Here is an 18,365-nt window from a genome sequence, read left to right on the forward strand (position 1 = left end):
GACGGGCGCGATGTGACGGGGCGACACGCATCGGAACGCGGGGTGACACGGTTACCATGGTCAGGTTCATGGTTGCCCGGTCGCCAGTCACGATCGGCTGCCGATTGCCGCGACGCGGCCGCACGTCCCGCCTGACGACCTCCTCACGGAGGGTTCGAGCGCTCCCCACCCGGTGAGCTCGTGCGGGTCGTCGACGCCGCCGCCCCCTGCACGGGAGACGCATGACCGACTCGAGCACGACGGACGCCCAGACCGAGACGTCCGACCAGATCGCCCCCGCAGCGGCCCCCTACGTGGCCCCGCCCGTCGGCACCTTCGCCGAGCACGGCGTCGACGCGCGCATCGCGCAGTCCCTCGCCGGAGCCGGGATCACCACCCCGTTCCCCATCCAGTCGATGACGCTGCCGGTGGCGCTGACCGGGCACGACATCATCGGCCAGGCCAAGACGGGTACCGGCAAGACCCTCGGCTTCGGCGTCCCGCTCCTGCAGCGCACCGCCGTCCCGGGTGACCCCGACTACGACGCCCTGCCGAACCCCGGCAAGCCGCAGGCGCTGGTCATCGTCCCGACCCGCGAGCTCGCCACCCAGGTCGCCGGTGACCTGACGACCGCGAGCCGCAACTACCCCGCCCGCATCCTCACCGTGTACGGCGGCCGGGCCTACGAACCGCAGATCGCCGCGCTGACCAAGGGCATCGACGTCGTCGTCGGCACCCCGGGTCGTCTCCTCGACCTCGCGCAGCAGCGTCACCTCGACCTCTCCAACGTCAAGTGCGTCGTCCTGGACGAGGCCGACGAGATGCTCGACCTCGGCTTCCTGCCCGACGTCGAACGCCTGCTCTCGCAGACCAACCCGGGCCGGCAGACGATGCTGTTCTCGGCGACGATGCCCGGCCCGGTCGTGGCGATGGCGCGCTCCTACATGCGTCAGCCCACCCACATCCGCGCCGTGGACCCGACCGACGACGGAGCCACCGTCGCGGCCATCACGCAGTTCGCCTACCGCACCCACGCCCTCGACAAGGTCGAGGTCCTGGCCCGGTTGCTGCAGGCCGAGGGCCGTGGCCTGACCATCGTCTTCAGCCGCACCAAGCGCACCGCCGCCTCCGTCGCGGAGCAGCTGGAGGAACGCGGTTTCGCGGCGGCCTCGATCCACGGTGACCTCGGCCAGGGCGCCCGCGAGCAGGCCCTGCGCGCGTTCCGCGCCGGCAAGGTCGACGTCCTCGTCGCCACCGACGTCGCCGCCCGCGGCATCGACGTCGAGGACGTCACCCACGTCGTGAACTACCAGTGCCCCGAGGACGAGAAGACCTACCTGCACCGCATCGGTCGCACCGGCCGCGCCGGGAACACCGGTGTCGCGGTCACCTTCGTGGACTGGGACGAGCTCCCCCGCTGGGGCCTCATCGACAAGGCGCTCGGTCTCGGCTTCGGCGAACCCGTCGAGACGTACTCGTCCTCGCCGCACCTCTTCGACGACCTGAACATCCCCGCGGGCACGACGGGCCGTCTCCCGCGCGCGAGCCGGACCCGCGCCGGCCTCGAGGCCGAGCAGGTCGAGGACCTCGGGGAGGTCGGCGCCAGCAAGGGCCGACGCCCCCGCAAGGACGGTGGCCGGGAGTCGGGGCGCGACGGTGGGCGTGACAGCGCCCGTGGTCCCCGTCGCGACGCCGGCCCCACCGCTGTCGCCGCCGAGGAAGGTGTCGTCGAGGAACGCGTCGAGCGTCCCCGCCGCGACCGTCAGCGCCGCCGGACCCGCAGCGGGGTCGAACTCGACGAGACCCAGGTCGTGGAGACCCCGGTCGGGGCGGACGGAGCGGCGGTGACCCCCGAGGCTCCCGCGGTCGCCGAGACCCAGGAGATCCCGGCACCTGCCGAGGGTGGCGAGACCGCGGAGCGGCCGCGTCGCCGTCGTCGCAGCCGCGCGAAGACCGCCGACGCGAGTGCCGAGCAGGGCAGCGACGAGAGCGCCGTCCCCGCTCCCGCCGTCGACTGACCCGGTCGGACGGGTCCCGCCGCACCACCGGCGGGACCCGTCCGAGCTGCGACCACCCGGACTCGACCGCACCCTGGTGGGGTGACGGCAACCACGCGAGCACCAGTCACCGCCCGACCCGCGGCCCCACCGAGCGTGTCGCAGGTCCTGCACGCCGGGCCGACCCTCGAGGTGGCGCTGCTGGCCGCCGCGCTGGTCGAGGAACGCCACCCCCGGCTGCGGCCGGTCCTCGAGGACGAACGCCACCCCTGGCGACGCGTGCTCGACGCGGCCGCACTGCTGCGCGCGGCGTCGTGCGACCCGGTGAGGGCGATGGCGCTCGCGGCGCGCGAACGCGCCCTCGACGGCGGTCGGCACGTCCGGGCCGAGGGTCACGACCCCGACCTGGCGGCCCTGCGGCACGCGCTGCGGGTGCACACCGTGCTGCTGACCGCCGCCGCCGCCGGCGAGGCGCCCACCCGGGCGGCCGCGGAGCGCTACGTCCGGGAGCAGCGCTGCACGGCCGTCCTGCTCGGTGCCGAACCGGACGACCTGTCCGCGACGTCGGACGAGGTCGCCGCCGACGTCGCCGCGGTCCGGGCCGAGGTCGACCTGGACGCCCCGGCCCGCTCGCTGACCGGCTACGACGACGAGGCCCTGCCCGGTTCCTGGGCGCAGGCCTGCCGCCTCGCCGTCAGCGTGCTGCCGTGGTGGGCCCGCCGGGGTCCTGCTCCGGTGGGCGGGGCGGACCTGAGGGCGCAGTTGCGGGGGCTCTGAGCCGGTCAGCTCTCGACGACGAAGGTCCGGACCGCGTCCGCCACCAGCTGCACGGCAATCGCCGACAGCAGCAGACCCGCGACCCGGGTGACGAGCAGGACGCCGGAGTCGCCGAGGACCTTGTGGACCAGACCGGCGAAGCGCATCGCGAGCCACAGCGTCACGTGCACCGCGATGACCCCGGCGGCGATCGCCGCCCGGTCACCCCAGTCGTGCGCCTGCTGGACGAAGACCATGGTGGCGACGATGGCGCCCGGCCCGGCCAGCAGCGGGGTCCCCAGCGGGACCATCGCGACGTTGACCCCGACGGTGCTCGTCGGTTCGTCGCTCTTGCCGGTCAGCAGTTCCAGGGCGATGAGCAGCAGCAGCAGACCACCGGCGGCCTGCAGCGAGGGCAGGCTGATGTGCAGGTAGTCGAGGATCCGCTGACCGAAGAGGGCGAAGGCGACGATGACGCCGAAGGCCACGAACACGGCCTGGCGCGCCGCCCGGGAGCGCTCGGCGGCGCTGAACGTCGCGGTCAGCCCGAGGAAGATCGGGACGGTCCCCAACGGGTCCATGATGACGAACAGGGTGACGAAGGTCTCCCCGAAGAGCTGCAGGTTCACGCGTTCCCGACCTCGTGCGGGGCAGCGGCGAGCTCGTCGATGCGGACCAGGACCTCGGGGTCGGTGGTGTTCTCCCCCAACAGGTTCCGCTTGCCGGTGCCGTGGTAGTCGCTCGACCCGGTGATCAGCAGGTCCAGGGAGGAGGCCAGGTCGCGCAGGTGGGCGCGTTCCGCGTCGGAGTGGTCGCGGTGGTCGACCTCGAGGCCCGCGAGACCGGCCTCGACCATGGCCTCGATGTCGGTGTCGCCGATGCAGCTGCCCCGCTTGGACGCCGCGGGGTGCGCGATGACGGGCACCCCGCCGGCCGCGCGGACCCGCCGGACGGCCTCGACCGGGTCGGGGGCCGTCTGCGGGACGAAGTAGCGGCTGCGGCCGGAGAGCAACGTGGCGAAGGCCTCGTCGCGGTCCTCCACGACGCCGAGGCCGACGAGGGCGTCGGCGATGTGCGGACGCCCGATCGTGGCGTCGCCGTGGACGTGCTCGAGGACGTCCTCCCAGCGCAGACCGGTGTCGGGGCCGAGACGTTCGACCATCTGCCGGGCGCGGCTGGCACGGGAGGTGCGCGACTCGGCCAGCATCCGGACGAGGGGTTCGTCGGTCGGGTCGTGCCGGTAGGCGAGCAGGTGGACGGAGACGCCGCGACGCAGGCAGCTGATCTCCACCCCGGGAACCACGCGAACTCCGAGCCGCTCGCCGGCGGTGACCGCCGCGACCCAGCCGTCACTGGTGTCGTGGTCGGTCAGGGCGACGACGTCGAGGCCGGCCTGCGCGGCGGAGGCCACGACGTCGGCCGGCGACTGGGTCCCGTCGGAGGCGTTGGAGTGCGTGTGCAGATCGATGCGCACCCCACGAGCTTACGTGCCGTGACCGGTGATCCCGTCCACACGCGTGGCGCGCCCGTTCAGGCGCCGCGGGCGACGGTCTCGGGTCCCGTCCAGGAGACCCGGGGCGACAACGCCCCGCAGGGCACGTCGAGTTCGTGGGCGGGATCGCGCAGGTCGATGAGCTGCAGGTCGTCGAAGAGGGTCAACCCGGCGGAGGCGGGCCAGAGCAGCGCCCACAGCCAGACCCCGCCGGCCTCCCCGACCAGGACCGCGCGGTCACCGTCGGCGTCGACCCCCCACAGCGGCGTCGCCGCACCGCCGGCGTGCGGACGCGCCGCGGGACGGCCGCTGACGATCCCCTCCCCCGGGTCGACGTCGTCGCGGCCGGCGAGGTGGGCACCGAGACCGGTCCCCGGTTGTTCGGAGACCAGCAGCAGGTCCGCGACGGGCGACCCCCCGACCCCGTGGTGGGGGCCCGAGACCGCGACCACGACGGCCTGCGCCTCGTGCTTCTCGTCCCGCACGCAGCGCGTCCCGGTGACGAGCCAGCCGTCGGGGAGGGGCCACGGCATCCAGACGGGGACGTCGGAGTGCCGGGCGACCCAGGCCAGGTGCTCGCCGTCCGCGCGCTGCGCGGGTTGCAGGGGAACCACCTCCCCGTGGACCGCGCAGGTCGCCGAGGAGTGCCAGATGCTGGGTGCCCGCACCGCTCCGTCGCAGCGGGGGCACCTCGCTGTACCGCCCATGCCCCACCGTGACCCCCCGACCCGGGAATCGTCAACTGCTGGTCACAGGGGGTCATGACCGGTGGGGGTGGCGGGACAACGCGGGCACCGCGGGCGATGATGGTCGGGTGACTCCAGGAGCGACTTCGCAGACGACGCAGCGGCCCGAGGGATCCGTCGAGGAGACCTTCGACGTGCAGGCCCCCGAGACCGACGGCGCCACCGTCACGCAGGGCGACGGGGAGGTCAACGGGGAGGGCGACGGCGAGAACATGTCGTCGCACCGGGCCACGCCCCGCTCGGCCGCGTTCCGCAGGTTCATCTCCGAGGGCTGGGGGCCGCGCCCCGCCGAGGACCTCGACGCCGCCCCGTCGGCGCCGTTCGCCGCGCGACGCCGCGAGGTGCTCTCCTCGCTGTTCCCGCACGAGGTGCTCGTCGTCCCCGCCGGGACGCTCGTCCGCCGCTCCAACGACACCGACTACCGCTTCCGGCCGCACTCGGCGTTCGCGCACCTCACCGGGCTCGGCAGCGATCGCGAGGCCGACGCCGTCCTCGTCCTGCACCCGCGGGCCGAGGGTCACGAGGCCGTCCTCTACGTCCGCCCGCAGGCCGCGCGCGACACCGAGGAGTTCTTCGCCGACGCCCGCTACGGCGAACTGTGGGTGGGGGTCCGTCCCACGCTCCGGGAGTTCGCCGCGCAGACCGGGATCACCTGCCACGACGTCGCGACCCTGACCGACGAGATCGGGTCCTCGCTGGACGACGAGACCGCGACGGGCCTGCGCGTGGTGCCCGACGCCGACCCCGCCGTCACCGCCCTCGTGGCGCCGTTGCGCTCCGGCGAGGCGCTGGACAAGGCCGACGACGAACTCGTCACCGCGCTCTCCGAACTCCGCCTCGTGAAGGACGAGCACGAGATCGGCGAGATGCGGACGGCGGTCGCCGCCAGCATCCGCGGTTTCGAGGAGATCGTCCGGTCGCTGCCGCGCGCGATCGGCCACCCGCGCGGCGAGCGTCTCGTCGAGGCGGTCTTCGACGGCAACGCCCGGGTCGAGGGCAACGCCGTCGGGTACGAGACCATCTCCGCCGCAGGCGATCACGCGTGCACGCTGCACTGGATCCGCAACGACGGCGCGGTGACCGCGGGCCAGCTGCTGCTCGTCGACGCCGGCGTCGAGGTCGACTCCCTCTACACCGCGGACGTCACCCGCACCCTGCCCGTCGACGGCACCTTCACCGACGCGCAGCGCCGGGTCTACCAGGCCGTCCTGGACGCGTCCGAGGCCGCCTTCGCCGTCGCGAAGCCCGGGGTGAGGTTCCGCGAGGTCCACGAGGCCGCCATGAAGGTCGTGGCCGACCGGATCGCGGAGTGGGGCATGCTCCCCGTGGACGTCGCGACCTCGATGGAACCCGGCGGGCAGTTCCACCGCCGGTGGATGCCGCACGGCACGAGCCACCACCTCGGCCTCGACGTGCACGACTGCGCGCAGGCCCGCAAGGAGATGTACCTCGACGCGGAACTGCGCGAGGGGATGGTGTTCACCATCGAACCCGGGATCTACATCAAGACCGAGGACGAACTCGCCCCCGCGGAACTGCGCGGGATCGGCGTTCGCATCGAGGACGACGTCCTCGTCACCGCCGACGGCGTCGAGAACCTCACCGCCGGGCTGGCCCGCACCCCCGACGACGTCGAGGCGTGGATGGCGTCGCTGCGCTGATCCTCAGGAGTGGACCGTTGACGCTTCGGGCCGAACCGATCGACCCGAAGCGTCAACGGTCCCCACGCCAGGGGCGCGGAGATCACTCCCGGTCGCGCGCCGGGGGGTTCTGCGAGGCGTCGTGCGCGGCCTGCTCGGCGGCCCGGCGGGCCCGGCGCTGTTCTTCCACCTTCTCGGCGTAGGTCGGACCCGAGAGGTCCATCACCGGCTCCGGGGCGGGCTGCTGCTCACCAGGCGGGGGCGGCGGCTGGTCCGCCGGGGCGCTGCCGGGCTGCGGCGGCGGCAGGTGCGCACCGCTGGACGGCGGCGACCACGGGGCGGGACGCGCACCCGGGTCCGGGGCACCCCACTGCGACTGGCCCGTCGGCTTGGAGAAGTCAGGGCCGGTGCCGCGGCCGAGGCCGTTGGGCAGCTTGGAGAGGACCTCGCGCGCCTGACCGGCCAGTTGCGGCAGGCAGAGCACGGTGTACTCCGAGGCGACGATCTGCGACGAGGACGTGAAGTCGCGGCGCCCGCCGGTGAGCGCGTAGGAGATGACGCCGAAGAGCATCCCGAACCCGGCCCCGACGAGGATGCCGGTGAACAACGCACCGGACCCGCCGCTGCCGAAGACGGACAGCATGAGGCCGACGAGCAGACCGAACCAGGCTCCGGACCCGGCACCGGCGCCCGCGGCGCGACCGTAGGTCAGGCGCCCCGTGACGCGTTCCACCATCTGCAGGCCGTTGCCGACGATGGTGACGTTCTGCACCGGGAAGTGCTCGTCCGAGAGGAAGTCGACGGCCCGCTGCGCCTCCGAGTAGGTGGCGTACCGGCCGATCGCGTCCCCGGACGGCGGGGTGGGGGTGGTGATCCGCTGCGGACCACCCATGGGCCCGAGGTTCGACATCTCTACATCCTCACCGGTCTACCCGTCCCGTGACCTTCGCGCGGGATCGGTCGATGGTCTCAGGTGGAGATCATCGACACCCTGCACAACGTCAGGGAGCCGCGGGACGTGCCCCGCGGCTCCCCGACGAACCTCACGCGGTCTTGCGCTTGACCCCGGCCCGGGCCTGGCCGCGGGCCTCCACCTCGCTGGAGGCCCCGGCGGTGGACAGCGCGCCACCGGAGGTCTCGAGGTGGGCGCGCACGAACCAGTGGAACTGCTCGAGCTGGCTGGACTGGCCGATGAGCATGTCCTGGGTCACCGGGTCCAGCTCCTCGGTGGCCGCGATGTCGCGGCGGTAGTCCTCGATGACGCCGACGTAGACGAGGTCGAGGGCACCGAGGTGCTCGATCGCGCCGGCGCGGCCGATCGAGTAGTCGTTCCAGGAGCGGTCGGCGACGAGCGCACCCGGGGTCCCGATGGGCGAGAGACCCAGGGTCGAGATGCGCTCGGCGGTCGTGTCGGCCATCTCACGGACGGCGTCGACCTGCGGGTCGAGCATCTCGTGGACGGAGACGAAGTTCGGGCCGACGACGTTCCAGTGGACGTGCTTCAACGTGAGGTGCAGATCGGTGAGGGCGTTCAGCCGGTCCTGCAGCAGGGCCGCCACTTCGGCACCCTGTTCCAGCGTCATGCCCGGGATCGTGAAGGAGGGGAGACCCTCCGACTTCATCTTCTTGCTCTCCTTGGCCATGTGGTCACGGTAGGAGGCCGCCCGCGGTGCCGCGCGTTGAAGATCGGGGCCTAGATTGGACGGTGTGAGCGGCCCCACCACACGCGTCTTCGCCGCCCGGCTGGCGGGAACGTCGGTCTTCGACCCCCAGGGCGACCAGGTCGGGCGCATCCGTGACGTCGTCGGCATGATCCGCCCCCGCGGTCCGGTCCGGGTGATCGGCCTCGTCGTCGAGGTCCCCGGCCGGCGCCGGGTCTTCGTCCCGATGACGCGGGTCACCAACGTCGAGGTCGGCCAGGTCCTGACCACCGGCATCGTCAACATGCGCCGCTTCGAGCAGCGCGGCACCGAGACCCTGCTGCTGGCCGAACTGCTGGACCGCACGGTGGACCTGGCCGACGGCAGCGGCGAGGCGACGATCGAGGACCTCGGCCTGGAACCGGTCCGACCGCGCGACTGGCAGTTGACCAAGCTCTTCGTCCGCCGTGGCCGGGCGCCGCGTGGTCTCTCCGGTCGCCTGCGCCGCCGCGGCGAGACGATGACCATCGGGCTCGACGCCGTCGTCGGCGGGGTCGTCGGGCTCGCCGCCCCGGACCTCGACCAGGGCGCGACGAACCTGCTGGCCGCCTTCGAGGAGCTCAAGGCCGCCGACCTCGCGGAGGTCATCCACGAGCTGACGCCCAAGCGACGGCTCGAGGTCGCGGCGGCGCTGGACGACGAACGCCTCGCGGACGTCCTCGAGGAGCTCCCCGAGGACGACCAGGTCCAGATCCTCTCCGCCCTGGCCGGGGCCCGAGCCGCCCACGTCCTCGAGGAGATGCAGCCCGACGACGCGGCCGACCTGCTGAGCGAGCTGCCGGTGGACCAGGCCGAGCGGCTGATGGCGTTGATGGACCCCGACGAGGCCGAACCGGTGCGACGGCTGCTGGCCTACGACGAGCGCACCGCCGGGGGTCTGATGACCTCCGACCCGGTCGTCCTGGCCCCCGACGCGACGATCGCGGAGGCCCTGGCCCACGTCCGCCGCACCGAGCTGAGCGTCCCGCTGGCCACCGCCGTCTACGTCTGCCGGCCGCCGCTGGAGACGCCCACGGGCCGCTACCTCGGCACGGCGCACCTGCAGCGGCTGCTGCGCGAGCCGCCGCAGACGCCGCTGGGCCAGATCCTCGACAACGACATCACCCCCCTCTCCCCCGAGGAGACGCTGCAGGGGGTGACGCGCCAGCTGGCCGCCTACAACCTGGTGTCGCTACCCGTGGTCGACGAGGACGGGCACCTGCTGGGCGCCGTGACGGCCGACGACGTCCTCGACCACCTGCTGCCCGACGACTGGCGCGACGCCGAGGAACCCGTCTTCGAGGAGCCGAGCGCGGGGGGCGTGACCCGTGGCTGAGCGCGAACCCGGCCGGTCCCGCACCGGCCCCCGCCTGGTGCGCAACGACAGCGTCTCCCTGGACACCCCGCGCGAGGCGCGTCGTCAGCTGCTGGCCCGTCCGCAGGTCGACCCCGACGCGTTCGGGCGCGCGTCGGAGAAGTTCGCCCGCTTCATGGGGACGGGGACGTTCCTCGTCTACATGACGGCCTTCGTGGTGCTCTGGACGCTCTGGAACACGCTGACCCCGGGTGCCTTCCGCTTCGACCAGTACCCGTTCGTCTTCCTGACGCTGGTCCTGTCGCTGCAGGCGTCCTACGCCGCCCCCCTGATCCTGCTCGCGCAGAACCGCCAGGACGACCGGGACCGCGTCCTCAACGAGCAGGACCGCTCCCGCGACGAGCGCGGCCTGGCCGACACGGAGTACCTGACCCGCGAGGTCGCCGCGCTGCGCATCGCGCTGCGTGACGTCGCCACCCGCGACTTCGTCCGTTCGGAGCTGCGCTCGATCCTCGAGGAGCTGCGCGAGGAGGACGGCGATCCGAGTGCCTCGCGCGGTTCGCGCGACGCCAAGCGCAAGAACGGGAAGAAGCGCAAGCGCGTCGCCGAGACGCCCGCTCCGAACCCCTCGCCGCAGGTCCTGGACGCGCAACCGGCTGAACCGGAGTCCGCGGATTCAGGTTCGGAGGGTGAGGTGCCGACACCCAACGGGTGACGACTCTCGACGAATCGCCCGGGGCCCCCGGTGCTCACGCTGCCCCGCCGGCCACCCAGGTCCGCAAGCGTCTCGGGGACGTCCTCGTCGAGAAGGGCCTGCTGGTCCCCGAGGACCTCGAGGTCGCGCTCTCCGAGCAGCGCAACGTGGAGGGCCCGCGTCGCCGCCTCGGTCAGATCCTCGTCGAGCTCGGGATGGTGTCCGAGGCCGAGCTGGCCCAGTGCCTCGCCGAGCTGCTGCAGCTCGAGCACGTCGACCTCTCCCGCCTGACCCTGGCCCCCGACGTCGTGCGGCTGCTGCCGCGCGCCGTCGCCGAGCGCTGCCGCGTGCTGGTGCTGGACAAGACGCCGGAGTACCTCCTCGTCGCGGCCGCGGACCCGACGAACGTCCTCGCCCTCGACGACGTGAAGCTGTACACCCGCACCCCCGAGCTGCACGTCGTCGTCGCGATGGACTCCCAGATCCGCGACCAGCTGGCCCGCGCGTGGTCGCTGACCGAGGACACCTCGCAGGTCTCGCGGATGGTCGAGGACGCGACCGAGGACGACGACGAGGACCCGCTGGCGGCCCTCAACGGCTCCGTCGACGACGACGCCCCCATCGTCAAGCTGGTGAACCGGATCCTCTCCGACGCGGTCCGCCTGCGCTGCTCCGACATCCACCTGGAGTCCCAGCGCGACCAGCTGCGCGTGCGCTTCCGCGTCGACGGCTTGCTGCGCGACGTGATGTCGGCCCCCAAGCGCGTCGCCCCCAGCGTGATCAGCCGCATCAAGATCATCTCCGGCCTGGACATCTCCGAGCGCCGCATCCCCCAGGACGGCCGGACCCGCGTGGTGGTCGACGGGTCCGCCATCGACTGCCGCGTCTCGACGCTGCCCGCCCTGCACGGCGAGAAGATCGTGATCCGTCTGCTCACCCGCGGCGACGACGTCCCGACCCTGGAGTCGCTGGGCTTCGAACCGGACCAGCTGGTGATCTTCAACAAGGCGCTGTCGGTACCGCAGGGCCTGGTGCTCATCACCGGGCCGACGGGTTCGGGCAAGACGAACACCCTCTACGCCGCGATCCACGCGACGATGAGCCCCGAGAAGAACATCATCACGCTCGAGGACCCCGTCGAGGTCCAGCTGCCCGGCATCACCCAGGTGCAGGTGCACGCGAAGGTCGGGATGACGTTCTCCGCGGGTCTGCGTTCCGTCCTGCGCCAGGACCCCGACATCGTCCTCATCGGTGAGGTCCGCGACACCGAGACGGCCGAGCTCGCGCTCAAGGCGTCGATGACGGGTCACCTGGTGCTCTCGACCCTGCACACGAACTCGGCCGTCGGGGCCCTGACCCGTCTGGTCGACATGGGGGCCGCGCCGTTCCTGGTGGCCAGCTCGCTGACCGCCGCGATCGCCCAGCGACTGGTCCGCAAACCCTGCGACTCCTGCGCCGACGGCTACATCCCGGACGAGGACACCCTCGCCCTGCTGGACCTCACCATCGAGGACATCCTGGACGCCACCCCGCTCAAGGGCACCGGGTGCCCCGAGTGCGGCGGGTCGGGCTACCGCGGCCGGACCGCCGTCTACGAGGTCCTCGACGTCACCCCGAGCGTGCGCAAGGTGCTCATGCACGACGCGACGGAGGCCGCGCTGCTCGCCGAGGCCGAGCGGATCGGCATGAAGACGCTGCGCCAGTCGGCCCTGGACAAGGCCATGCGCGGCGAGACGACGTTCGAGGAGGTCATCCGCGTCACCGCGGGGTGATCTGCGCGACACCTGTCGTTCAAAAAGTGCTTCAGGAGTAAACTTCTCGACGGACAGACCACTCGTCGAGGAGGACCCACCGTGCGCGCAGTGCAGTACCGGACCATCGGAGCAGCCCCCGAGGTCGTGGAGATCGAGAAGCCCGTCCCCGGCCCCGGCCAGGTCCTCCTCGAGGTGACCGCCGCCGGGATCTGCCACTCCGACGACTTCGTCATGAGCCTCCCGGCGGAGCAGTACACCTACGGCCTGCCGCTGACCCTGGGCCACGAGGGCGCCGGTCGCGTCGTCGAGCTCGGCCCGGGAGCCGAGGGCATCGAGATCGGGACGAACGTCGTCGTCTACGGCCCGTGGGGTTGCGGCACCTGCCACCTGTGCGCGCAGGGCAAGGAGAACTACTGCCCGCGGGCGGCGGAGCTCGGGATCAACCCGCCGGGACTCGGCGCCCCCGGGGCGCTGGCGGACTTCATGGTCGTCGACTCCCCGCGCCACCTGGTCCCGATCGGCGACCTCGACCCGGTCGCGACCGTCCCGCTGACCGACGCCGGTCTCACGCCGTACCACGCGATCAAGCGCTCGCTGCCGAAGCTGCGGGCCGGCTCCGTCGCCGTCGTCATCGGCACCGGCGGTCTGGGCCACCTCGCCATCCAGATCCTGCGCGCCCTCTCCCCCGCCCGCGTGATCGCCCTCGACGTCAGCGACGAGAAGCTCGCGCTGGCCTCGTCGGTCGGGGCCCACGACGTCGTGCTGTCGGACGCGGACGCGGCGAAGAACGTGCGGAAGCTGCTCGGGGGCCGAGGAGCTCAGCTCGTCCTCGACTTCGTGGGCGCGCAGCCGACGATCGACACCGCGATGTCGGTGGCCGACGTGGAGTCCGACGTGACGATCGTCGGGATCACCAACACCCCCGCCGCCGCGCAGGTCGGCTTCTTCCGCCAGGCCTACGAGGCCTCCGTCACCGTCCCGTACTGGGGTGCGCGCCACGAGCTCATCGAGCTGGTCGACCTCGCCCACCAGGGGGTCTTCGACATGCACACCGAGACGTTCGCGATGGCCGACGCCCCGAAGGCCTACGAGAAGCTCGCCGCGGGCACCCTGCACGGGCGCGCCGTGGTCGTGCCGTCGCTCTGACGGAACAACCCCGTGGGACCCGGGGGTTGCCGGAGTGTGGGTGACGAGCTGAGCCGGGTCCTGCGGTGCGTGCGGTGGTCGGTCCTGGACTACCGGCACGAGGTCCTCGACGCCGGCACCGTCCGGGCGGGGACGGGCGACGACGTCCGGTTCCTGTTCGTCCTCAGCGGTGCCGTGCTCGTCGACGGCCTGGAGGGCGAGGGCCCACGCCGGCTGGAGGGCGGACGGTTCCTGCTGCTGCCCCGCGGCGGCACCCACACCGTCACGGTGCTGGAGCGGGCCGAGCTGCACGCGGGCGAACTGGTCGCGGAGACCGGCGACGCGGTCCTGCTGGTCCGGGTGATGCCCGCGGCCGTGGTCACCTGCGGGGTGCTGGTGGAGGACCCGTTCGTGGAGCTCGCGCTGCGCCAGATGGCGCTGGAGTCGGCCGCCGGGCGGCCGGGGTCCGTCCCCGTGCTCGCCCAGCTGGCGAACGTCGTGACCACCGCCGCGATCCGGTGGTGGGTGGAGTCGGGCTGCGAGAGCGCGCGGGTGCTCGAGGGCTTCCTGCACGCCGACGACGTCTCGCGGGCGCTGCAGGCGATCCACGACGACCCCGGGGCTCCGTGGACGGTGGAGGGGCTGGCCCGGCTGACGTTCGCGTCGCGTTCCGTGTTCGCGCAGCGGTTCCGCAGCGTCGTCGGGGAGACGCCGGTCCGCTACCTGGCGCAGGTGCGGATGGAGGCGGCGAAGCGCCTGCTGAGCGACGGGGGCGGGGTCACCGACACCGCCGTCCGGCTCGGGTACTCCTCCGACGTCGCGTTCAGCCGGGCGTTCCGCCGCCACACCGGCGCCGCCCCCTCTCAGTGGCGCGAGGTCGACGCGGCCCTCAGCAGCGCCCCACCGGCGATGGCGGCGACGGCCCCGACGACGTAGGTCGTCCGCACCCCGGCGGAGTCCGTGATCAGCCCACCGGTGGCCGCACCGACGGCGATGGCGACCTGGAACATCGCGGTGACCAGTCCGGCACCCTGCTCCACCCGGTCGGGTGCGGTGCGGGCGAGCCAGGTCTGGACCAGCGTCGGCAACGAGCCGAACGCGAGGCCCCAGACCCCGGTCGCGACGACGACGGCGACGAACTCGCCGGAGAACAGCCCGACGGAGGCGACCCCGAGGCCGATGAGCAGCGGCGAGGTGAGCAGCGCGGCGCGCAGGTGGCGGTCGGCGGCCGCGCCGGCGGCGAGGTTGCCGAAGACGGAGGCGACGCCGAGCACCGAGAGCAGCAGGGCGATCTGCCCCGGGGTGATCCCCGGGACCCGCTCCACCGCCGGGCGGATGTAGGTGAAGGCGGTGAAGTGACCACCGGCGACCAGGACGATCCCGCCCAGGCCGAGGAGCAGGACCCGCGAGCGCAGCGTCTCCCCCAGCGAGCGCAGGCTCGGCGAGCCCGTCGGCGCGCTGCGCGGGACGAGCAGCAGCAGCAGGACGAGCGCCACGGCGGTCACGCCGACGGCGAGCCAGAACACGGGCCGCCACCCCCAGGTCTCCCCGAGGAAGGTCCCGACGGGCACCGCGGTGACGGTGGCCAGCGGCATGCCCGCGTTGGCCACCATCATGGCCCGCCCCAGGTGCTGCGGGGCGGCCAGCTTCGCGGTCACCGACGGAGCGAGCCCCCAGAACCCGGCGAGCGAGATCCCGAGCAGCAACCGGGAGAGGAGGACGACCCAGAACGCGGGCGCCGTCGCGACGAGGACGTCGGAGACGATCGCGAGCCCCAGCAGTCCGGCCAGCAGGGTCCGCCGGTCCATCCGCGGGAACAGCAGCCCGACGGTCGGCGCCGCGACGATCCCCATCAGAGCCGTCGCGGTGACCGCCTGTCCCGCGACCCCTTCGGTGATCCCGAGGTCGGCGGCGAGTCGTGGCAGCAGGCTCGCGGGCAGGAACTCGGCGGTGACGAGGGCGAAGATCCCGACCCCGAGGGCGACGACGGCGCCCCACGGGGTCCGCCCGTCGGCGGGGGCGGTCCGGCGGGGTCGTCGGGGGGCGGGGACGCGGGAGGTCCGGCTGGTGGTGCTGGTCACGGCCCCAGCATGGGGCCACGGCGGCGCGGCCACGCGACCCGTCGTCCGCGCGACCCTCACCGTCCGTCCGGGAGAGCGGTCAGGACGGCGTGCGGCGGGCTCCCAGCGCCGCCTGGCCGGCACCGAGGTCGAGGTCCGCGGTGCGGACCGCCTCACCCGTCTCCAGGGAGCGGTTCCCGGCGATCCCGACGACCACCGAGCGCACCCCGTCGCGCCAGGACGCGGTGCGACCCAGCGGGTCCTCGGCGGGCCCCCGGAAGACGTCGCGCAGCAGCAGCGCGTCGCCGCCGCCGTGCCCGCCCGCCCCGACCGGGATCTCGACGTCGCGGGCGGTCCCGAACTGCCGCTGGACGACGAGGCGTTCGGAGACCGGACGGGTCTCCTCCTGCGCCACCTCCTCGGGGTGCATGCTCGGGTCCACCGCGCCGCCCTCGCTCAGCACGGACCCCCGTTCGACGACGGTCAGCTCGGCCCGGCCGCGGGTGCCGTTGACCCCGACGACGTAGCCCTCCCACGGCGCGTGCGCGGTGAGCGAGTACGACATCGACGAGCGTCCCCCGCTCGCGAGCGCGTGGTCGACGACGAGGGACAGGTTGTCCTCGATGGTGATGCCCGCGTCGAAGACGTCGGCGTCGCGGCGGTAGCCGTCGAACCCCTCGTTCTCCAGGTAGAGCTCGCGGTAGTTCTCGTTCGTGCGCAGGTCGAGGCTGAACTCGTCGGTCAGCGGGGAGTCGGAGCTCCCCCGCTCCGGGCGCGGTCCCAGCCCGCGGGCGGCCGCGTTCTCCGCGCCGTAGAAGCGCAGCCCACCGCTGGCGAACACCCGGGTCGGGACCCCGTCGATCCACCAGTTGACCAGGTCGAAGTGGTGGGAGCTCTTGTGCACGAGCAACCCGCCGGAGTTCTCCTTCTGCCGGTGCCAGCGGCGGAAGTAGTCGGCGCCGTGCGCCGTGTCGAGCAGCCACTCGAAGTGCACGGAGGTGACGTCACCGATCTCACCGGAGGAGATGAGCTGCTTGAGGGCGCTGTTGCGGGGCGCGTAGCGGTAGTTGAAGGTCACCAGCACGTCGCGACCCGTGCGTTCGACGGCGTCGGCGATGCGACGGACACCGTCCTCGGTGGTGGTCAGGGGTTTCTCCACGACGGCGTCCGCGCCGGCCTCGAGCGCGGCCACGACGTGGTCGGCGTGGAAGACGTCCGGGGTGGTGACGATGACCCGGTCGACGCCGAGGCGGCGCACGGTCTCCCCCAGTTCCGCCGGGGCGAAGCGTTGCGGGGCAGGCGCTCCCGCGGCGAGCAGACGTCGGGTGTGGACGTCGAGACGGCCGGGGTTGGTGTCGCCGATCGCGACGAGTTCCCCGTCGGCGGCGTGGTCACCGGCGAGGGCGCCGAGGTACATCGACGCGCGGGAACCCGCCCCGACGAGGGCGTAGCGGCGGCGAGCGGACACGAGATCCTCCACGGTGAGGCGGCAAGCGCTTTCCTGCGGAACCCTGTCACCGTCGCCCCGAGCGGTCAACCGCACCGGCGACCTCGCACGGCGGCACGGGCCACGTACCCTGGGCACATGTCGCCCACGCAGGATCTCGAGAGCGTGCGCGCGGAGGTCCTGCACGCGCTCGGCTCCGTCAACGACCCCGAACTGCACCGCCCCATCACCGACCTGGGGATGGTCGACGGCGTCGACGTCGACCCCGACGGTCTGGTCGACGTCCGCGTGCTGCTGACCATCGCGGGCTGCCCCATGCGCGACACCCTCACCCGCGACGTCACCGCCGCCGTCCGGACCGTCGAGGGCACCCGGGGCGCCCGCGTGCACTTCGGCACGATGACGCCCGAGCAGCGCCGCGAGGTCACCACCAAGGTCCGCGGGACGACGAGCGCCGCGCCCACCATCCCGTTCAACGAACCCGGCAGCCTCACCCGCGTCTACGCGATCGCCTCCGGCAAGGGCGGCGTCGGGAAGTCCAGCGTCACCGCGAACCTCGCCGCCGCCATGGCCGCCGACGGTCTGCGGGTCGGGGTGCTCGACGCCGACGTCCACGGGTTCTCGATCCCGCGCCTGCTCGGCGTGACCGGGAAGCCGACGAAGGTCGACGACCTGATGATCCCGCCGAGCGCCCACGGCGTGCGGGTCATCTCGATCGGGATGTTCGTCCCCGGCAACCAGCCCGTCGCGTGGCGGGGACCGATGCTGCACCGCGCCCTGCAGCAGTTCGCGAGCGAGGTCTTCTGGGGTGACCTGGACGTCCTGCTGCTCGACCTGCCCCCCGGCACCGGGGACATCGCCATCAGCGTCGGTCAGCTGCTGCCGAAGGCGGAGATCCTCGTCGTCACGACCCCGCAGGTCGCCGCGGCCGAGGTCGCCGAGCGCGCCGGGTCGGTGGCCTCCCAGACCGAGCAGCGCGTCGTCGGCGTCGTGGAGAACATGAGCTGGCTGGAACTGCCCGACGGGCAGCGCCTCGAGGTCTTCGGCTCCGGCGGCGGCCAGACCGTCGCGACGTCGCTGTCGCAGAAGCTGGGCACGGACGTGCCGCTGATGACGCAGATCCCGATGGACGTGGCCCTGCGCGAGGGTGGCGACGTGGGGGTTCCGGTCGTGCTCTCGCACCCGGACTCCCCCGCGTCGATCGCGATGCGCGACCTGGCCCGCACGCTCGCCCGCCGCCCGCGGGGACTGGCGGGCCGGCGGCTGGGCGTCAGCGTCGCCTGAACCTCAGGTGGCGTCCTCGTCGTAGGGGACGGGCGCCGGCGTGGCGGCCGGCGTCGACGACTTCTTGCCGAGGTCGAGTCCGCCGCCCGTGGCGGGTGTGGACTTCTTGACCGGCGGCTCGTCGTCGTCGTCGTTCCAGGCCTCGGTGAGGGCCTCGCGGACGATGCGACGCGGGTCGTACTGGCGCGGGTCGAGCTTCTGCCAGTCGATGTCGTCGAACTCCGGCCCGAGCTCCTCGCGCATCTGCGCCTGAGCCCCCTTGGCGAAGCGTCGGGCAGACTTGACCAGACCGGCCAGCTGCTCGGCGTAGTGGGGTAGCCGCTCGGGTCCGAGGATCACGAGCGCTACGACGAGCAGGACGAGGAATTCGCCCCCGTTGATGCCGAACACGTGGCGA

17 protein-coding genes are annotated in these 18,365 nt (G+C 73.0%); 9 read left to right on the forward strand and 8 right to left on the reverse strand.

Annotation, left to right across the window (positions count from 1 at the left end):
* Positions 1-221 precede the first annotated feature (221 nt).
* The gene (locus tag ACFQ46_RS07525; protein WP_380258732.1) at positions 222-1,997 is read left to right on the forward strand and encodes a DEAD/DEAH box helicase; all 1,776 of its coding nucleotides are present in this window, start codon (positions 222-224) and stop codon (positions 1,995-1,997) included.
* A gap of 81 nt (positions 1,998-2,078) precedes the next feature.
* The gene (locus tag ACFQ46_RS07530) at positions 2,079-2,753 is read left to right on the forward strand and encodes an oxygenase MpaB family protein (protein ID WP_380258734.1); all 675 of its coding nucleotides are present in this window, start codon (positions 2,079-2,081) and stop codon (positions 2,751-2,753) included.
* Between the two features lie 5 nt (positions 2,754-2,758).
* Here the strand turns inward: ACFQ46_RS07530 and ACFQ46_RS07535 are convergent, their stop codons facing one another.
* Genes ACFQ46_RS07535 through ACFQ46_RS07545 form a run of 3 tightly spaced genes read right to left on the reverse strand, consistent with a single transcriptional unit; the run spans position 2,759 to position 4,931 of the window.
* Entirely contained in the window at positions 2,759-3,361 is a 603-nt protein-coding gene (locus ACFQ46_RS07535; protein ID WP_380258736.1) for a MarC family protein, read from the reverse strand.
* On the reverse strand, positions 3,358-4,206 hold the full coding sequence (locus tag ACFQ46_RS07540) for a PHP domain-containing protein (protein ID WP_328292378.1): 849 nt from the start codon (positions 4,204-4,206) through the stop codon (positions 3,358-3,360). The genes ACFQ46_RS07535 and ACFQ46_RS07540 overlap by 4 nt, the downstream gene beginning before the upstream one ends.
* 56 nt (positions 4,207-4,262) lie before the next feature.
* The gene (locus ACFQ46_RS07545; RefSeq protein ID WP_380258738.1) at positions 4,263-4,931 is read right to left on the reverse strand and encodes a DUF6758 family protein; all 669 of its coding nucleotides are present in this window, start codon (positions 4,929-4,931) and stop codon (positions 4,263-4,265) included.
* A gap of 107 nt (positions 4,932-5,038) precedes the next feature.
* Between ACFQ46_RS07545 and ACFQ46_RS07550 the strand changes: the two genes are divergently transcribed.
* A complete protein-coding gene (locus ACFQ46_RS07550) occupies positions 5,039-6,631 on the forward strand; it encodes an aminopeptidase P family protein (protein ID WP_380258740.1) in 1,593 nt (530 codons plus the stop codon).
* A gap of 82 nt (positions 6,632-6,713) precedes the next feature.
* On the opposite strand, the gene ACFQ46_RS07555 is transcribed toward ACFQ46_RS07550, so the two are convergent.
* Positions 6,714-7,520, reverse strand: a complete 807-nt coding sequence (locus ACFQ46_RS07555) for a general stress protein (protein ID WP_380258742.1) — start codon at positions 7,518-7,520, stop codon at positions 6,714-6,716.
* Positions 7,521-7,653: 133 nt separating this feature from the next.
* On the reverse strand, positions 7,654-8,253 hold the full coding sequence (locus ACFQ46_RS07560; RefSeq protein WP_380258744.1) for a Dps family protein: 600 nt from the start codon (positions 8,251-8,253) through the stop codon (positions 7,654-7,656).
* 64 nt (positions 8,254-8,317) lie between these two features.
* On the opposite strand from ACFQ46_RS07560, the gene ACFQ46_RS07565 reads away from it, so the two are divergent.
* The 5 genes from ACFQ46_RS07565 (at position 8,318) to ACFQ46_RS07585 (ending at position 14,113) form a co-directional block, all read left to right on the forward strand.
* On the forward strand, positions 8,318-9,625 hold the full coding sequence (locus ACFQ46_RS07565) for a magnesium transporter MgtE N-terminal domain-containing protein (RefSeq protein ID WP_380258746.1): 1,308 nt from the start codon (positions 8,318-8,320) through the stop codon (positions 9,623-9,625).
* Entirely contained in the window at positions 9,618-10,319 is a 702-nt protein-coding gene (locus ACFQ46_RS07570; RefSeq protein ID WP_380258748.1) for a DUF1003 domain-containing protein, read from the forward strand. Before ACFQ46_RS07565 ends, ACFQ46_RS07570 begins: the two co-directional genes overlap by 8 nt.
* Entirely contained in the window at positions 10,316-12,070 is a 1,755-nt protein-coding gene (locus tag ACFQ46_RS07575; RefSeq protein WP_328292385.1) for an ATPase, T2SS/T4P/T4SS family, read from the forward strand. Before ACFQ46_RS07570 ends, ACFQ46_RS07575 begins: the two co-directional genes overlap by 4 nt.
* An 81-nt stretch (positions 12,071-12,151) precedes the next feature.
* Positions 12,152-13,198 (forward strand): NAD(P)-dependent alcohol dehydrogenase, encoded by a 1,047-nt coding sequence (locus ACFQ46_RS07580; protein WP_380258750.1) that lies wholly within the window; start codon positions 12,152-12,154, stop codon positions 13,196-13,198.
* A gap of 36 nt (positions 13,199-13,234) precedes the next feature.
* The gene (locus ACFQ46_RS07585; RefSeq protein WP_380258752.1) at positions 13,235-14,113 is read left to right on the forward strand and encodes an AraC family transcriptional regulator; all 879 of its coding nucleotides are present in this window, start codon (positions 13,235-13,237) and stop codon (positions 14,111-14,113) included.
* Here ACFQ46_RS07585 and ACFQ46_RS07590 read toward each other — a convergent pair.
* Positions 14,041-15,258 carry an MFS transporter gene (locus tag ACFQ46_RS07590; RefSeq protein WP_380258754.1) on the reverse strand — a complete coding sequence of 406 codons (1,218 nt, stop codon included), beginning with the start codon at positions 15,256-15,258 and terminating at the stop codon, positions 14,041-14,043. The two genes, ACFQ46_RS07585 and ACFQ46_RS07590, sit on opposite strands and share 73 nt — an antisense overlap.
* A 79-nt stretch (positions 15,259-15,337) precedes the next feature.
* Positions 15,338-16,705 (reverse strand): Gfo/Idh/MocA family protein, encoded by a 1,368-nt coding sequence (locus ACFQ46_RS07595; RefSeq protein WP_380258756.1) that lies wholly within the window; start codon positions 16,703-16,705, stop codon positions 15,338-15,340.
* A gap of 117 nt (positions 16,706-16,822) precedes the next feature.
* Here ACFQ46_RS07595 and ACFQ46_RS07600 point away from each other — a divergent pair, with 117 nt between their 5' ends.
* Entirely contained in the window at positions 16,823-17,968 is a 1,146-nt protein-coding gene (locus ACFQ46_RS07600; RefSeq protein ID WP_380258758.1) for a P-loop NTPase, read from the forward strand.
* 3 nt (positions 17,969-17,971) lie between these two features.
* Here ACFQ46_RS07600 and ACFQ46_RS07605 read toward each other — a convergent pair whose 3' ends face one another.
* A complete protein-coding gene (locus ACFQ46_RS07605) occupies positions 17,972-18,358 on the reverse strand; it encodes a Sec-independent protein translocase TatB (protein ID WP_380258760.1) in 387 nt (128 codons plus the stop codon).
* Positions 18,359-18,365: the final 7 nt, after the last annotated feature.

The sequence above is a fragment of the Kineococcus sp. GCM10028916 genome (assembly GCF_042674865.1).
GTDB lineage: Bacteria > Actinomycetota > Actinomycetes > Actinomycetales > Kineococcaceae > Kineococcus.

Coding starts and splice junctions, on each gene's coding strand:
- ACFQ46_RS07525 (WP_380258732.1), top strand. CDS start 222: ATGACCGACTCGAGCACGACGGACGCCCAGACCGAGACGTCCGACCAG.
- ACFQ46_RS07545 (WP_380258738.1), bottom strand. CDS start 4,931: ATGGGCGGTACAGCGAGGTGCCCCCGCTGCGACGGAGCGGTGCGGGCA.
- ACFQ46_RS07555 (WP_380258742.1), bottom strand. CDS start 7,520: ATGTCGAACCTCGGGCCCATGGGTGGTCCGCAGCGGATCACCACCCCC.
- ACFQ46_RS07560 (WP_380258744.1), bottom strand. CDS start 8,253: ATGGCCAAGGAGAGCAAGAAGATGAAGTCGGAGGGTCTCCCCTCCTTC.
- ACFQ46_RS07600 (WP_380258758.1), top strand. CDS start 16,823: ATGTCGCCCACGCAGGATCTCGAGAGCGTGCGCGCGGAGGTCCTGCAC.